The following is a 15,509-nucleotide window of genomic DNA, read 5'->3' as shown; positions in this document are numbered from 1 at the left end:
TTACACAATGACTGTCAATGTACATGTGATTCCACATACTCACTGGGACCGGGAATGGTATTTTACCACCTCCCGCTCCCGTATCTACTTAATGAAAAGCGTAATGGACATATTGGACACCCTCGAAACAGATGAACGGTTCCATTACTTCATGCTCGATGCACAAGCATCCTTGCTAGATGATTACTTGAAATGGCGGCCAGAGGATGAAAATCGAATCAAACAGCTCGTCACAGCAAAACGCCTCATCATCGGTCCGTGGTATACACAAACGGATCAGCTCGTTATTTCTGGGGAATCGATTGTACGGAACCTGCAATATGGGATTGAGCGCTGTCAGCAGTTTGGACATGTCATGAAGGTCGGTTATGTCCCTGATTCCTTCGGTCAATCTGCACAAATGCCTCAAATTTATCAAGGCTTTGGTATTGTCGATACAGCCTTTTGGCGCGGCGTTTCTGATCATATGACGAATCACACAGAATTTAATTGGCGCGGGGCGGATGGCAGTGAAGTGTTTGCAGTGAATCTGCCATTCGGCTACTACTACGGAGGAAATATTCCTGAGAAGGATGAAGACCTGCAAGCCTTTCTTTCTGAAAAAATCGGGGCGCTGCAAGCAAAAGCTACGACAAAGAATGTCTATTTCCCAAATGGCTTTGACCAAGCGCCTATTCGTAAAAACCTGCCTGACTTATTAGAAAAAGCCAATGAAATAGACGAGCACCACTATCAAATTAGCAGTTTAGAAGACTACATTGCAGCAGTGAAAAAAGAGCGGACTTCTTTTGAGACATTAGAAGGAGAACTCATTCATGCCAAGCATATGCGAATTCACAAGTCCATTTTTTCAACAAGAGCAGATTTGAAAATCTTAAACAACCAAATTGAAAACTATCTTGTCAATGTGATGGAGCCGATCCTTACAATCAGCTATTCACTCGGACATGACTATCCGCATGACACGGTGCGTGATATTTGGTACCTCATGTTTGAAAATGCAGCGCATGACAGCATTGGCGGCTGTAACAGTGATACGACGAATCAAGACGTTTTCTTCCGCTACAAGCAGGCAAAAGAAATCGCCGAGAATCTGGTGGACTTACACATGCGTCTCATCGCCATCCGGCTGCAAACTGAGCAAGAAATCACGTTCACTTTATTTAACACACTGCCTTCAAAGCGCTCTGAAGTCATTGAAGTCGAAACCTTTATCACAGAACGTCCATTTACACTAAAAGACGCTGATGGACGAACTCTTCACTACACAGTCAAAAGCAAAACCGATGTGACAGATTATGTCTTAGCACAGCAGATTTCACTTAACCCAAGCAAAGAAGTGTACATGCCAAAGCAAGTATGGAAAGCTATTTTACTCATTGAAGCAGTCGACTTGCCATCCGTTGGTTATACACAAGTCAGCATGGTTTTCGATGAATCTAGTGAATCCATTTTGGAAAAAACAGAAGGCCGTGTCATTGAAAATACGTTTTACCGCATTACAGCAAATGACAATGGGTCATTAGAAATTACGGATAAACAGACTGGACGAACGTTCTCTGAGCAAATGATCTTTGAAGACAACGGAGATGATGGGGATTCTTATAACTATTCACCACCGCGTGAGGATCTTTATGTATCATCTAAAGATATCTCATCAGCAGACATTACCGTATCGAAAAGCAGTTTACAGGAAGAGCTCACCATCAAGCTTCAATTGACTGTCCCATATGATTTAGAGGAACGTTCGGAGCAAAAGGGGACGACTTCCCTCCCGATCACAGCGAAGGTGGCTTTAAATAAAGATGAAGCGGTCATCCGTTTTCATGTGAATGTTGACAACCATGTGCTAGACCACCGTCTACGGGTACTCTTTGATACAGGTATTGCGTCAAACGTATCACTCAGCGATCAACAGTTTGGCACCATCGAACGTCCAACGGAGCTGACGCAAGAGCTAGAATGGTGGAACAATGAACATTGGGAAGAAAAACCGATTACCATTGAACCCATGCAATCATTTGTTGCACTTCGCGATGAAGCATATGGTGTCTCTCTTTTGACGGACTGCGTCAGAGAATACCAAATCACAGGCGAAGACTACACAACCATTGCTTACACACTCTTCCGCTGTTTCGGAAAAATGGGGAAAGAAAACCTTCTTTACCGTCCCGGCCGGGCTTCTGGAGAAAAAATCGTGGAAACACCTGATGCCCAGCTTCAAGGATCGCTATCATTCTCCTTTGGCATGCACTATAGCCAAGAAGCGGTGAGTGAAGGACACTTGGCTCAGCTTGCTAAACGTTACACCACCCCGGTTCAGTGCTACGAGCGGGCAGACTTTTTAAACGGTCGTTTAATTTTCTCTTTCCGAGATGAAAAAGAAGACTTACAATCTACTTATAGCCTGCTTGACATTGAGACAGACGGGGCCGTTCTAAGCGCTTTGAAAAAAGAAGAGCATGGGACAGGCATTGTCATTCGTCTCTTCAATCCATATTTAACACGTCAAACAGCCGCTTCAATCAATAGTTCATCTCTACAACATGGAGAAACAGCGAATTTAGGCGAAACACCTGAAGGACATATACTGAAAGCACAACATGGATCATTACACATTGAACCGCTCACACCTTGTCAGGTACAAACCTACATTGTAAAGAAAAAATGAACATGTAGGGGCGGGATCCATTTGGATTCCGCCCCTCTTTAATGGAGGGCATTGATCATGCGAATTGGAGGCATCGAAGCAGGCGGTACAAAATTTGTCTGCGGCTACGGAACAACAGACGGAACGATTGAACATATGACTTCCTTTGCAACAGGGAACCCAGAAGAAACATGCCGGCAAGTGATCGAATACTTTACAGAGCATCTAGTTGATGCGATTGGCATAGGCACATTCGGACCTGTCGATGTAAAAGAACACAGCCCCAGCTATGGAACGATTCTCGAAACACCCAAAACAGCTTGGCGCCAATTTCCATTACTCTCAACCTTAAAACAAGCACTCGGTCTCCCTATGAAGCTTGATACGGATGTGAACTGTGCGGCGCTCGGTGAAGCTCGTTTTTCAACGGGAACAGACAGACCAAATTCCTTGATCTATATCACGGTTGGGACGGGAATCGGCGGCGGTGCCTATATTGAAAACCGCCTCATTCACGGACTGCTTCATCCAGAAATGGGACATATCACTGTTCAGCGCCACCCTCATGACACCTATGGGGGCTGCTGCCCGATCCATCATGATTGTTTAGAGGGATTGGCATCTGGACCTGCCATAGAAGGCCGCTATCATACATTGGCACAAATGCTGCCAGAGGAGCATCCTGCCTGGTCACTTCAAGCTTATTATCTCGGGCAAATGACCGCAAATTTATTACTTACCCTTTCACCAGAACGCATTATTTTGGGTGGAGGTGTCATGAAACAGCCGGCCTTGCTGCCACTCATCCTTGAAGAAACAGACAAGCGCCTTCATGGTTACTTACAATTACCAAAGCCATTAAATGAAATCGTCACAAAGCCTTCCTTTGACGGATTATCTGGTTTAATGGGAGCCATCGCCCTTGGAGCTGATGCCTTAAAGGAACAAGGAGCGGCGCAATGATGATGACGGCAGATACTCGAACCTACCAGCTCATTCAGCGGCTATTTGAAACGAAAGGGTTCGTGAAGCTGGAGGAGCTCACTGCCTCTTTTCGCTTATCTGACCGCTCCATCCGCAATTTAATCAAAGAAGCAAACGAGCTGTTAACACAAGCTGGAGCCATGATCAAGACCATCCGCGGGAAAGGGTATACGCTCTTAACAAGTGACCAAGACGCTTTCCTGCTTTGGCTTCATCAGCAAAAGCTTCCTGCCCGCTCTCTCGTACCCGTCATGCCAGAAGAGCGCATACGATTTATGATGAGAAAACTATTGCTTCAATCAGACTACTTAAAAATTGATCAATTAGCAGAAGAATTGTTCATTAGCCGTATGACGGTCAGCAGTGATTTAAAAAAAGGACGGGAGCTGTTAGCCCGTTACGGTATGACCCTTATCTCAAAGCCTGGATTTGGCTTAAAAGTAGACGGAGACGAATTGCAAAAAAGGACGTGCTACGCAGACTTACTGCTTGAAGAAGAACCCGCCCTATCTCATATAACTGAGCGGGAACAGCTTCATTTCCCTGACATTTCACTCGAAACCATTCGATCCATTGTGCTGACAAATCTATATCAAGAATCACTGCTCATTAAAGATATTGCCCTAAAGAATTTAGTGATTCACTTAGCGATTGCCATTCAACAAACGCAAAAAAAACAGCGGATACCCGCCAGTACCACTCACACACAAAGACCGCCAGTGTTAACAAGAATCGCTCAAAAGATCACTCATCAAATAAGCGACACGTTTCATGTCACCTTGTCAGAGGATGAAACAGATTACTTGGTGATGCATCTCTTAGCGAATCAAACGTGGAAAGAAATTGATGCGCACCAAACGACCGAAGAAGTACGTCAGGCGGTGACACGATTTCTCCAGCACATTGAAAAAACAAGCGGTCATCGTTTTGTAGATGACGATATCCTGCGTCAAGATTTGATGCTGCATATGAAGCCATTATTAAATCGAATTCAATACGGCGTGTCTTTACAAAATCCGCTTTTGCATGAGATCAAAACATCTTACCCTTATCCGTTTGATTTGGCCGTCAGCGGACTCAATGCCTTACAGCTGGTGCGGACGCCAAATGAAGATGAAGCGGCATATGTTGCCTTACATATTGCTGCTTCATTTGAAAGAAGTCATCTTGACACCTCACAAAAAAAGAGGGCCATTATTGTATGCGGGTCTGGACTAGGAACGGCACGTCTGCTTGAAATTAAATTGAAGGCGGCCTTTCAACATGAGCTTGAGATTGTTGAGCTTTATTCTTATCAGGATTACGCTTTTAGCACCACTTTGCCATGTGATGTGATTATTACAACCGTACCTCTCGCACCAAAGGGGAAACCAATCATTCAAGTGAATGCTTTTTTTGAACATCATGATGTCCAGCGTGTGAGTGAGGTCATTCACCTGTTAAACGGACACGGTGCCCCTTCACAGGAGCTGATGGCTTTTTTCCAAGAACGATTGACCTTGTTGGATGTGAACCTTTCAAGCAAGGAAGAGGTATTAGATACGCTTTGCAGCCGGCTGGAGGCGCATCAGCTTGTTTCATCTTCTTTTCGTTCCTCCGTGCTGGAACGGGAGCAAATGTCATCGACCTATCTTGGCAAGGGGATTGCAATGCCTCACCCGCTCATCACAAATGAAGGCACCTCCTGCGTGGCAATTGCACGATTGAAACAGCCAATTGATTGGCAGGGAGATCAAGTATCTCTGATTTTCTTGTTAGCCATTCAGAAAGATGACGCTGCCTGCATGAATCAATTTTTTGAACAAGCTGTCGATTTATTAGACAGTCCTGACCGCCTTCACTCCTTGACACATGCAAGGACATTTGATGAGCTGATGCATGTCCTGTTTCAATAGCACAAAAGGCCGCCCAAGTGAAATCGGGCGGCCTTTTATTCATCTATTCCTCACATACGAATCAATCGTATATGACGTTTTTTCCTTCTTCCCTTAACTTTTTCAACGACGTCAGCATATGGTTGATTTCTTCATCGGAATGTCTTTCCCAAGCGCCTAATTCTGCGACAATTTTCAAAGGGGATTTCGATCGATAAGAACGGGTCGGATTCCCTGGAAACTTTTGATCCGTCAAATTCGGATCATCTTCAAACTCGCCTGTCGGTTCTACAACATAAATTCTCTCTTTGGAATCAGACCGGGCTAATTCAGCTCCCCATTTGGCTGCATTTAATGTTCCGGTGAAATAGATGTGGTTCGATTGTTTATCCTGATAATTGGATAAATGCAACGGCTCAAGCAGGTCCCCAATCTTCAATTCCGCTTTCGTCCCATGAAAAAACGGCCCAGGATCTAAAACATCTTTCTTGTCATTCATACAGCCACATCCCTTATCGTTATTGACTTGCGTATAACAGTATACGGGCTGATGCGGGCGGAAAACAGTCTATAAATGAGATGAAATTCGGGGTATAATGATAGTAGAGAGTAAGATGTGATCGGTAAACTCCAGCAAGTTGAAAAAACAGCAAGCATACATACAAAGCAGTCTTCTTGAAAGAGATAAAAAGCTGTTAGACGCCATAAAAGAAACTCAAGAAACTAAAAAATTAATTACGGCAACGGAGCAGGAGGAAAAAAAGGGCAAAAAAATGTTGGTGACAGTTTTGGAAATAGCGTATTGATGCCTAGGAAGAAACTCTGAGCAGGATTGAAGAAGATGAGGATAAAGTAGCCAATGAGACGTTTGAGGTCTTGGCATGTTGGCATCAATAATTATATAATTAACTAAATTTTACTTTGGAGGTGCTTTTTGTATGTCTATTCAAGTGGATGATGATGATGTTTTAGAGATGTGTAATATATATGCTCAAGAAACTCATCATAGAGAAGCATTGATTTTAGGAAACAGGAAAGGTCTATTGGAATTAAAAAATGCGATAGATCAGGCTTTAAAAACTGGTAGTGCTGTTGCAAATTTATACCCATCTGATTTTGAAGGATATGAAACTTGTATTGCTTTAGTAGATGATGAAAATAAGTTTGAGAAGTTGATGACTCCTTATGTAGAGCAATATGTACAAGATGATGATGCAATTGATCCAATTGAAATTATTAAAGATTACGATGCTAAAAAAGAAAAGCCCTCCTAATAGGGCTTTTCTTTTTTAGTGGAGTATTGTTCTACCTTTTACAGCTTTGTGTTTACTTGGTACTGATGCTCTCAGAGCATGGTGTATATTAATTTTTGGAGCTACGTGAAAATGCCAGTACCAGTTTGATGATCCTGGTTTTAGTGGTATGACTCCGTTATCAACTGCAAATACTCGTATTTTCTTTTTTCCTTTTTTATGGAACACTTTTACAAGACTCTCGACTTTTCCTTTTCTATTTTTTACATACCAATCGATATGATAGTTCTTCCCAAAACCTTTTATTCTGTTTTTCAAATACTTCAGTGCAACTTTTGCGCCTTTTGATCTTATGGCCCATAAAGCAACTCTTCCTACGGTCATTGCGATTGGTACGAAAAATATTGGTAGTGCTTGTGTTGTGATTTCACTCTGACTACTTTTCGAGTCAAGTTGTTTCATTCGGTTTTCTAAAGCTAAAAATTCTTCATTGTTGAAATATTGATCGATCACTTTATTTTGTTCTGACTCTGTCATGTTTTCAAATTCTTTTTCTGTAAATGGAAGGTTTTCTATGTATTCCCCCATTTTCTTTTCAAGTTCGTCTAATTCTTTGTTAGCTTGTTCATTTTGTAGAACCGTCGGTGTTACTAACGCTTTTAATTCTTGTGAATTGATAGAGTGTGTTTCTGCTGATGCTTCTGATGAAAATGGAGTCCATATTGATATGACAAGAGCTAGGGTAATTAGGGTTAAAAGTGTTTTTTTGAACATTTTGTTTATATTCCTCCTTTTGTATTAAATTCCAAAATCAAGGTTATCAAATCAAAATGAGTGTATCAATGGATTTAAGATAGATTTAAGGAAACTTCTATGATAGACAAATGACACAAGCCGATAAAGTGAACGAACAAAAAAGCCAGTCACCCGCTAATAAGGTGACTGGCTTTTTTCTGTTACTTCCCGATGTTCTCTCCATTTTGCTCGATCAATGTTTCATACCAATAAGAGCTCTTTTTCCGAATTCTCTTCAGGTCTTTCAGGTCAAATTCATCACGGTTGACGTAGATAAAACCGTAACGTTTTGAGCAGCCTTGGTGTGTACTGATTAAGTCGATGGCTGACCATGGGCAGTACCCGAATACCTCAACACCGTCAGTGATCGCCCATTTGATTTGTTCAATATGTTTTTCTAAATAATCAATTCGATAATCATCCTGAATCGATCCATCCGCTTCTAACTTGTCAAAAGCGCCTAGCCCGTTTTCCGTAATAATAAGAGGCAGCTGATAGCGGTCGTAAATCTCACGCATCGTTGATCGGAAACCGGTAGGGTCAATCTCCCAGCCAAATGCATTTTTACTTAAGAACGGGTTGTTGCCGCCTTTGTAGACGCCATCTTCACCAGATTTTAAATGCTGATCTCCGCCGCGGGCAAATTCATCATTGCCATCTCCTTTACTCGCTTCAACCGTTTGAGATGTGTAGTAGTTAAAGGCAATGAAGTCTGGTTTTGCACTTTTCAAAATATCCATATCTCCCTCTTCAATCACAGGAAGAATGTCTTTTTCCTTCATGTATGCCCATGCAAGGTTGTTATAACGACCGAATACCGCCATATCAAGATATAGCCAGTTGCGGATCGCATTGTAATTAGCCGCAGCAATGACATCCTCAGGTTTTGGAGATGCCGGGTAAATAAGGGCAATGTTTGGCGCTGGTCCGATTTTTGCCTCAGGCAGCAAACGATGACAAAGCGTCATGGCTTTCGCCTGTGCCACAAGCATATGGTGGTTCTGCTGATATAGTTCTTTTTTCGGATTTTCTAAGTTTGGATCCAGTGTACCTAAAGCTGATCCATGTAAGATCATCATGTTTTGTTCATTAATCGTCAGCCAATATTTTACCTTCTCGCCATACTCCTGGAACAAAACCTCCGCATAACGTTCAAACGCATCGACTGTCGAACGATTTGACCAGCCGCCTTTCACTTGAAGCGCATGAGGCAGATCAAAGTGATACATCGTCACAATTGGTTCAATGTCATAGCGGCGCAATTCATCAATGAGAGAATGGTAGAAGTCAATTCCCTTTTGATTGATCTCCCCATCTCCATCTGGAATGATACGTGTCCATGCAATGGAGAAACGATAAGCCTTCAAGCCCATTTCTGCAAACATCTTCACGTCCTCTTTATATCGATGATAGTGATCGCTGGCTACCTTAAAATCAGTTGTTCCTTCAGGATAGCTTTCTCTCATATCAATGACTGAAGGCCCCTTGCCATCCTCGTTCCATGCACCTTCTACTTGATAGGCGGAAGTCGATCCGCCCCAGAAAAAGTCTTTTGGAAATGGTGCTAGTGTTGAATATCTCATGATTATGTCCTCCCTTTCTTAAACTAAGTGTAAAAATGATTGTCCTGGTGTCACTTGTTTTTCTTCTGTCTCAATGATATCGCTAAATTCACCGGAATTGGTAATAATCACAGGTGTTGTGACAGAAAGACCTGCTGCTTGAATGGCCTCAATATCAAACTCCGCAAGCAGTTCACCTTCTGTAATGGTTTGGCCCTGCTCAACCTTCGGCGTAAAATGACGGCCCCCAAGTTGTACAGTATCCAGTCCAATATGAATGAGTACTTCTGCTCCGCTTTCAGAGGTGAGACCGTATGCATGTCCAGTTGGGAATACCGTTGTCACGACTCCAGTTACTGGTGCAAACAGCTTGCCTTCTGATGGAATAATGGCTGCGCCCTTACCTAATGCGCCAGATGAGAAGGCTTTATCTTGCACCTCTTCTAGCTTGATGACTTCGCCAGATAAAGGACTTTTCACATGAGCTGCTTTGACACCATGTTCATTTTCAGATGCTGGTGCAGAACTAGCTGCAGGAGCATCTTCTTCATCCACAGGGTCTTTGAATCCAATCAAATAGGTTAAGACGATTGAAAGGACAAATGAAACGGAAATTCCGATTAAGAATCCTGTAAATCCTTGACCATAGAAGATCGGAAGTGTCAGTAAACTCGGAAGACCTGACGCGATCGCAATACTTTGTGAATAACCGATAATGGCACCACCGACACCGGCAGAGATAACCGCTGCAATAAATGGTTTTTTCAAACGAAGTGTGACGCCGTATACAGCAGGTTCTGTAATTCCAAATACAGCAGAAACCGCTGTCGATCCAGCTAATGATTTCAGCTTTTTGTTCTTTGTTTTCAGCATAACACCGATTGAAGCACCGGCTTGTGAAAATACAGCTGGCGCAGTAGCCGGCTTAATATGATCTTTTCCATGAACCGCAATATTATTTAAAATGACTGGCACAAGCCCCCAATGGATACCGAAGATGACAAGAACCTGCCATGCCATCGCAATTAAAGCACCGGCAAGTGTAGGGCTAAAGGAGAATACTTTCAGCAGGACGGCTGCAATTCCGTTCCCTGCATACACACCAAATGGTCCAAATACGATCAGTGTCAGTGGAACGACCGTGACCAGTAAAATCAGTGGTGTAATAAAGTTTTTCACACTTTCATGAATGACTTTGTTAAAGAAACGTTCGATATATCCCATCACAAACACTGCCAAAATAATCGGGATAACCGTTGATGTATAAGACATTAAGACAACCGGAATGCCGAAGAACGACACATCTCCGCCGCCTTTTGTGAGCTCTTGAATAGTCGGGTAGATCAGTGCACCTGCAATCGTCACAGCGACAAATGGATTCGCTTTAAACTTCCTAGCAGAAGTGAATGCGAGTAGCAGCGGCAGGAAGTAGAACAAGCTGTCTGATGCGGCAAATAAAATTTGATACGACGTATCTTCAGGTGATAACCATTTTGCATTGATACAGATGCCTAGAAGTCCTTTTAAAATACCGGCACCCGCCATAACACCTAGAAGCGGTGTGAAAATTCCAGAAACAATGTCGACGAATTTTCCAAAAAGACTTGTACTTTCTTCACTTGATCTAGAAGATGAAGAAGTGGAATCCTCTAATAGATTCGTAAACTCCCCAATCTCTCGATATACCTCTGGTACGGTGTTGCCAATGACCACCTGAAACTGGCCGCCGCTTTCCATGACAGTCACCACACCATTTAATTTTTCAATGGCCGCTTTATCTGCTTTTGATCTGTCATTTAATGTAAAGCGAAGTCTTGTGGCACAGTGAACCAATGAATGAACATTTTTCTCTGTCCCGATATGTTTGATAATGTCTTCTGCTAATTGACGATGACTCATACAAAAACCCCCTTTTTTTCAAAAAAATACGTTTTTAGGCAAAATAAAAACCTAAACGGGCACCAAAAATAGTCGCAACTTGCTATTGCGCTTTTTCAGTGAACGTTTAGGTTTTGCCTGCCGAACAGTCACAATCCTCTAAGACGATCATTGTGAAACCGTATTCTTTTATGTTTATGAGCAAATAGTACCACTCACTTTTTATGATGTCAACGCTTTCTTTTAAAATTCTATCTTTATTTTTCTCGTTTGATGAGTCGATTCAAATGAATCGATAGATAGAGCATCTCCTCTGATGTCAGGTCGCGATGATACGTTTGATACACATATTCCGCGATTTTCTTTGCGCATTCGTACGCCTTCGGATATTTCACTTTAATCAGCTGATATAAATCTTGATCTTCACTGACGAGTAACGTTTCGTTGATGAGACGCTGTACGAAAAAGCGTAAATGTGTGAGAAAACGATAAAAGTTGAGCGAGTCTTCATCAAATTCCATGTTCAAGTGATATTTCACAATGGTCAGTATGGCATTCACTTCTTTTGTGATATTGACCGTTGTATTCATGTCTTCATTGAGCTCTGCATTAATGATATGCATGGCAATAAAGCCCGCTTCATCTTCAGGCAGTTCAATATGAAGACGATCTTCAATCATCTCAAGGCATTCCTTCGCCACGAGAAACTCATCTTTGTATAAACGTTTAATCTCCCAAATCAGCGAATTCTCAATCAAGTGGTTTTTCTTTAATCGTTCGATTGCGTAATGAATATGGTCTGCCAGCGATACATGCAGACTTTCGTTTAATCTTCGGTTCAGCTTTGTATGTGCGTATTGGATCATTTCCTCGGTCACCTTGACGACATCATATGGAACCTCTTGAAGCAACATTTTCATCCGCTCATGTACGGAATGATCTTCTAGGCGGAACACTTTATCAATTAACGCCTCGTCCACCGGGTCGCCGGGACGTCTTTGAAAAGCGATGCCTCTGCCCATGACGACGATTTCTTTTCCTTGTTCATCTATCACACTAATGACATTATTGTTTAGAACCTTTTGAATCTGCATCTCCAAACACCTCCGTCTATAACCAGCCATCTACACTCAAAATATGCTCTCATCTTAACACAACTGTCAAATCACTTGGCGTTTTTATCTGACTTTTGAAATAGATTTCACGATATTTTTACTTCTTTCTTGCTGGTCTGATCCTCCCTCGGCCTGCATACAATACCCCGAGGAGGTGACCTTCGATGAAGGCTTTTTTCTGGTCAGCATCTTTTTTATTCATGTTCATTCTGACTCTCTTTATTCTAGGTATTGTTTTTTGGCTTAGTGGACAAGGCTTAGATCAGCTATGGAGATATGCGCTTATCTGTCTTGTGACAGCCACCGTTCTACACGGCGTTACCACTTGGCTAAAGCAGCATGTCATGCATCATCTATCCAAATAAAAAGGCTGCCCTCAGTATTCAGGCAGCCCTTCCGTTATTCCTTAGATGAGGCGGCTTCTTTCTGAGAAGCACGCAGTTCATCATTAATTTTTTTCGCATCTTCTAAAAACTCTGTTTCAAATCCACTTTTGAGTGCCCACATATAAAATAACAACGCCACAACTGCAATGAGCGCCATATCCCAGCCATAATGAATGACGTTATACCCGCCAAATTTATCACTGCCGAGACAAGAAATCGTCATCATCACAAGCAAATACACAACCATCCAAGCACCTGCTTTAAAGTGACGGCCAAAGCCCTTCCACTTCGCTTTTGCTTGATAGTAAAAATAGATTGGCAGACCGATGTGAATAATGAAGAGCACCTGACCCGTCAGCGGCCATCTCGCCCAGTACAGTGTCAATGATGCAAAGACAAAACCGAGCGGGGCAATGATGCTGAGTCCTTTAATTCGCAGTGGACGATATAAATCTGTGCCCGTCTTTCTCAGCGTCATTACTGTCACAGGTCCTGTCAAATAGGAAATCAAGGTCGCCACAGAGATAATTTCAGCGAGAACCCCCCATCCTCTAAACAAAAACAGAAAGATAAACGATACGCCTAAGTTAAAAAACATCGCTGGACGAGGCACACCATAAATTGGGTGCAGACGACCAAGTACACTCGGCATGTACTTGTTTTTTTCCATCCCATAAATCATACGAGACGTCGTCGCCGTATACGTAATCCCTGTTCCAGAAGGAGAAACGAACGCATCTGCATATAAAATAAGGACAAGCCAGTTGATTCCTAGCGCAATGGCAAGGTCAGCAAATGGCGAGTTGAAATTCAAATGCCCCCAGCCATTCACAATCATTGATGGATCGACAGCCCCAATAAAAGCGATTTGCAGCAGCACATAAATGACCGTTGCAATCAAAATCGATCCAACAATGGCGATTGGAATCGAACGCCCTGGATTTTTCGCTTCTCCTGCCATATTAATCGGGCTTTGGAAGCCATTAAAAGCAAACACAATCCCTGATGTTGCGACAGCTGTCAGCACACTCGCCCAGCCGTTCGGCGCAATACTTGTTCCAGAAGTAAAATTCTCACTATGAAAACCTACGAATAAGAGCGCACCAATTGTTAATCCTGGAATGACGATTTTAAAAACCGTAATGAATGTATTCGCCTTTGAAAACAACCCAACTGTCCAATAATTGAGCAGAAAATAAATCACCAGCAGCACACTTGCCACCATGAGCCCCTCGGTCGTCAAAACCCCTTTTGTGACCAAATGGCTTGTCCACTTTGCCCACTCCCAAGGCCATGAGCTCATGTATTGAACGGAGGCCACTGCCTCAACAGGAATCACTGATACAATGGCGATCCAGTTTGCCCAAGCGGCGATAAATCCAATAAAAGAGCCGTGTGAATATTGCGTATATTTGACCATTCCGCCTGCCTCTGGAAACATCGACCCGAGTTCACTATAAGACAATGCGATAAATAAAATAACAACCATCCCGATCAACCATGACAAAATAGCAGCAGGGCCGGCGATTTGAGCAGCCCGCCACGCACCAAAGAGCCATCCTGAACCAATGATTGAGCCAAGACCTACCATCATTAAAGCGAAAGTTCCCATCCTACGATGCAAATGATTCATGTTCATAACACCTTTCGATTAAAATACAGAGCATGTGTCGAGCAAGCGCCTTTCTTTTATAGCAGCTCACCATTCATTCCATTGGCAAATACTTTCTGATCTGAACTTTTATCTTTGTTCATTTTTTTGCCTGTTATATTATCTCTCAATTCTCCATTTTCTGAAATAGTCGAACATGCTTATTTCAAAAGAAAGCGCTTTTTCAACTGTTCAATCTATTAGACTGATTAACTACCTTTACCCTTATTTTGAAAAAAACAAAACAAAAAAGAAAGAGGAAATGACTTCCTCTTCCCTCTGAACACGTATCATTCAAAGAAAAAAGGATAAAAGGGAAACCCTCTTATCCTTGTGAGATTGCTTGTTCTTTTTCAATGACAGCTAGTCTTTCTTGAACTTCTTCTTCAGACAAATTATGTTGTTTCACATAAAGGTTACGTTCGCTTGTGCGGCATTCATGGCTGCAGCTGCGCATATATTTATGCTCGCTTTCTTCTGTTGCAATCATTTTGCGGTTACATGCAGGGTTCGCGCAGTTCACATAACGCTCGCAAGGTTCGCCAGTGAAGAAATCTTTTCCTACTACGACGTGCTCTGTTTGATTGACTGGAACCGTTAGGCGGTTATCAAACACATAACATTGACCGTCCCATAGTTTTCCTTGAACTTCCGGGTCTTTTCCGTACGTGACAATTCCACCGTCAAGCTGGGATACATCTTCAAAGCCTTCACGCTTTAACCATCCTGAGAATTTCTCACAGCGTACGCCGCCTGTGCAATACGTCAGAATTTTTTTCCCTTCAAGAATCTCTTTGTTGTCACGAATCCACTCAGGTAATTCACGGAATGTCTCAATGTCAGGGCGCACAGCACCTCTGAAGTGACCGACATCAAACTCATAATCATTACGTGCATCAATCACGACCGTATCAGGTGATTGCATTTGCTCGTAAAATTCAACTGGGCTGAGATGTTTCCCCGTTAATTCTAGCGGATTCACATCATCTTCAAGACTTAAATTCACCAATTCATTTCGGTGGCGGACGTGCATTTTCTTAAACGCATGACCATCTGCTTCGTCAATTTTAATTGGCATAGACGCAAAGCGTGGATCTTCTTTCAATGCTTGCATGTACTTGTCCGTCTGCTCAATGGTACCAGAAACAGTTCCGTTTATGCCTTCAGATGAAACAAGAATACGACCTAACAAACCAAGTTCCTTACAGAATGCTAGATGCTCTGCTGTAAACGTTTCTGGATCCTCAATGGGGACATATTGATAGTAAAGTAATACACGATATTGTTTTTCCATATATATAAACACCTCTTAAATTTAATCAAAACATACCATTTTATATCATACAGGAAATACATACCTT

Annotated in this window: 13 protein-coding genes; 6 read left to right on the top strand and 7 right to left on the bottom strand. The window is 42.4% G+C overall.

Features of this window, described 5'->3' with window-relative positions; translation table 11 throughout:
* The first annotated feature begins 7 nt into the window (after positions 1-7).
* From mngB to MHI20_RS14545, 3 genes are read left to right on the top strand one after another with little or no spacing between them, the layout of a single operon-like run.
* The gene (gene mngB / locus MHI20_RS14555; RefSeq protein ID WP_340939158.1) at positions 8-2,671 is read left to right on the top strand and encodes a mannosylglycerate hydrolase; all 2,664 of its coding nucleotides are present in this window, start codon (positions 8-10) and stop codon (positions 2,669-2,671) included.
* Between the two features lie 57 nt (positions 2,672-2,728).
* Positions 2,729-3,613 carry an ROK family protein gene (locus tag MHI20_RS14550; protein WP_277519311.1) on the top strand — a complete coding sequence of 295 codons (885 nt, stop codon included), beginning with the start codon at positions 2,729-2,731 and terminating at the stop codon, positions 3,611-3,613.
* Complete coding sequence (locus tag MHI20_RS14545) at positions 3,610-5,529, top strand: BglG family transcription antiterminator (protein WP_340939149.1); 1,920 nt, start codon at positions 3,610-3,612, stop codon at positions 5,527-5,529. Before MHI20_RS14550 ends, MHI20_RS14545 begins: the two co-directional genes overlap by 4 nt.
* A 61-nt stretch (positions 5,530-5,590) precedes the next feature.
* On the opposite strand, the gene arr is transcribed toward MHI20_RS14545, so the two are convergent.
* Complete coding sequence (gene arr / locus MHI20_RS14540; RefSeq protein WP_046342521.1) at positions 5,591-6,007, bottom strand: NAD(+)--rifampin ADP-ribosyltransferase; 417 nt, start codon at positions 6,005-6,007, stop codon at positions 5,591-5,593.
* A gap of 139 nt (positions 6,008-6,146) precedes the next feature.
* Here arr and MHI20_RS14535 point away from each other — a divergent pair, with 139 nt between their 5' ends.
* Both MHI20_RS14535 and MHI20_RS14530 read left to right on the top strand, forming a co-directional pair.
* Entirely contained in the window at positions 6,147-6,314 is a 168-nt protein-coding gene (locus MHI20_RS14535; protein WP_203144059.1) for a DUF3967 domain-containing protein, read from the top strand.
* Between the two features lie 132 nt (positions 6,315-6,446).
* Positions 6,447-6,782 (top strand): hypothetical protein, encoded by a 336-nt coding sequence (locus MHI20_RS14530; RefSeq protein WP_203144058.1) that lies wholly within the window; start codon positions 6,447-6,449, stop codon positions 6,780-6,782.
* A 15-nt stretch (positions 6,783-6,797) separates the two neighbouring features.
* Here the strand turns inward: MHI20_RS14530 and MHI20_RS14525 are convergent, their stop codons facing one another.
* From MHI20_RS14525 to licT, 4 genes are all read right to left on the bottom strand, one after another.
* Positions 6,798-7,535 carry a hypothetical protein gene (locus MHI20_RS14525; protein WP_203144057.1) on the bottom strand — a complete coding sequence of 246 codons (738 nt, stop codon included), beginning with the start codon at positions 7,533-7,535 and terminating at the stop codon, positions 6,798-6,800.
* A gap of 182 nt (positions 7,536-7,717) precedes the next feature.
* The gene (locus tag MHI20_RS14520; RefSeq protein WP_008343856.1) at positions 7,718-9,139 is read right to left on the bottom strand and encodes a glycoside hydrolase family 1 protein; all 1,422 of its coding nucleotides are present in this window, start codon (positions 9,137-9,139) and stop codon (positions 7,718-7,720) included.
* Between the two features lie 18 nt (positions 9,140-9,157).
* Positions 9,158-11,017, bottom strand: coding sequence for a beta-glucoside-specific PTS transporter subunit IIABC (locus MHI20_RS14515; protein ID WP_057078645.1), 1,860 nt, complete (start codon positions 11,015-11,017; stop codon positions 9,158-9,160).
* A gap of 236 nt (positions 11,018-11,253) precedes the next feature.
* On the bottom strand, positions 11,254-12,090 hold the full coding sequence (gene licT, locus MHI20_RS14510; RefSeq protein ID WP_008343858.1) for a BglG family transcription antiterminator LicT: 837 nt from the start codon (positions 12,088-12,090) through the stop codon (positions 11,254-11,256).
* 185 nt (positions 12,091-12,275) lie between these two features.
* Here licT and MHI20_RS14505 point away from each other — a divergent pair, with 185 nt between their 5' ends.
* Positions 12,276-12,476 carry a hypothetical protein gene (locus MHI20_RS14505; protein WP_035390601.1) on the top strand — a complete coding sequence of 67 codons (201 nt, stop codon included), beginning with the start codon at positions 12,276-12,278 and terminating at the stop codon, positions 12,474-12,476.
* A 34-nt stretch (positions 12,477-12,510) separates the two neighbouring features.
* Here the strand turns inward: MHI20_RS14505 and MHI20_RS14500 are convergent, their stop codons facing one another.
* Both MHI20_RS14500 and trhO read right to left on the bottom strand, forming a co-directional pair.
* Positions 12,511-14,130, bottom strand: coding sequence for an APC family permease (locus MHI20_RS14500; RefSeq protein WP_340939122.1), 1,620 nt, complete (start codon positions 14,128-14,130; stop codon positions 12,511-12,513).
* Between the two features lie 343 nt (positions 14,131-14,473).
* Positions 14,474-15,442 (bottom strand): oxygen-dependent tRNA uridine(34) hydroxylase TrhO, encoded by a 969-nt coding sequence (gene trhO / locus MHI20_RS14495; protein ID WP_007498459.1) that lies wholly within the window; start codon positions 15,440-15,442, stop codon positions 14,474-14,476.
* Between the last annotated feature and the right edge of the window lie 67 nt (positions 15,443-15,509).

The sequence above is a fragment of the Bacillus sp. FSL K6-1106 genome, assembly GCF_038005245.1.
Taxonomy (GTDB): domain Bacteria; phylum Bacillota; class Bacilli; order Bacillales; family Bacillaceae; genus Bacillus; species Bacillus altitudinis.
Note: the sequence above shows the minus strand (reverse complement) of the source record. Positions and strands in the feature narration are given on the sequence as shown.

Coding starts and splice junctions, on each gene's coding strand:
- MHI20_RS14505 (WP_035390601.1), top strand. CDS start 12,276: ATGAAGGCTTTTTTCTGGTCAGCATCTTTTTTATTCATGTTCATTCTG.
- MHI20_RS14530 (WP_203144058.1), top strand. CDS start 6,447: ATGTCTATTCAAGTGGATGATGATGATGTTTTAGAGATGTGTAATATA.
- trhO (WP_007498459.1), bottom strand. CDS start 15,442: ATGGAAAAACAATATCGTGTATTACTTTACTATCAATATGTCCCCATT.
- MHI20_RS14515 (WP_057078645.1), bottom strand. CDS start 11,017: ATGAGTCATCGTCAATTAGCAGAAGACATTATCAAACATATCGGGACA.
- MHI20_RS14520 (WP_008343856.1), bottom strand. CDS start 9,139: ATGAGATATTCAACACTAGCACCATTTCCAAAAGACTTTTTCTGGGGC.
- MHI20_RS14525 (WP_203144057.1), bottom strand. CDS start 7,535: ATGTTCAAAAAAACACTTTTAACCCTAATTACCCTAGCTCTTGTCATA.
- arr (WP_046342521.1), bottom strand. CDS start 6,007: ATGAATGACAAGAAAGATGTTTTAGATCCTGGGCCGTTTTTTCATGGG.
- mngB (WP_340939158.1), top strand. CDS start 8: ATGACTGTCAATGTACATGTGATTCCACATACTCACTGGGACCGGGAA.
- MHI20_RS14550 (WP_277519311.1), top strand. CDS start 2,729: ATGCGAATTGGAGGCATCGAAGCAGGCGGTACAAAATTTGTCTGCGGC.
- MHI20_RS14500 (WP_340939122.1), bottom strand. CDS start 14,130: ATGAATCATTTGCATCGTAGGATGGGAACTTTCGCTTTAATGATGGTA.
- MHI20_RS14545 (WP_340939149.1), top strand. CDS start 3,610: ATGATGATGACGGCAGATACTCGAACCTACCAGCTCATTCAGCGGCTA.
- licT (WP_008343858.1), bottom strand. CDS start 12,090: ATGCAGATTCAAAAGGTTCTAAACAATAATGTCATTAGTGTGATAGAT.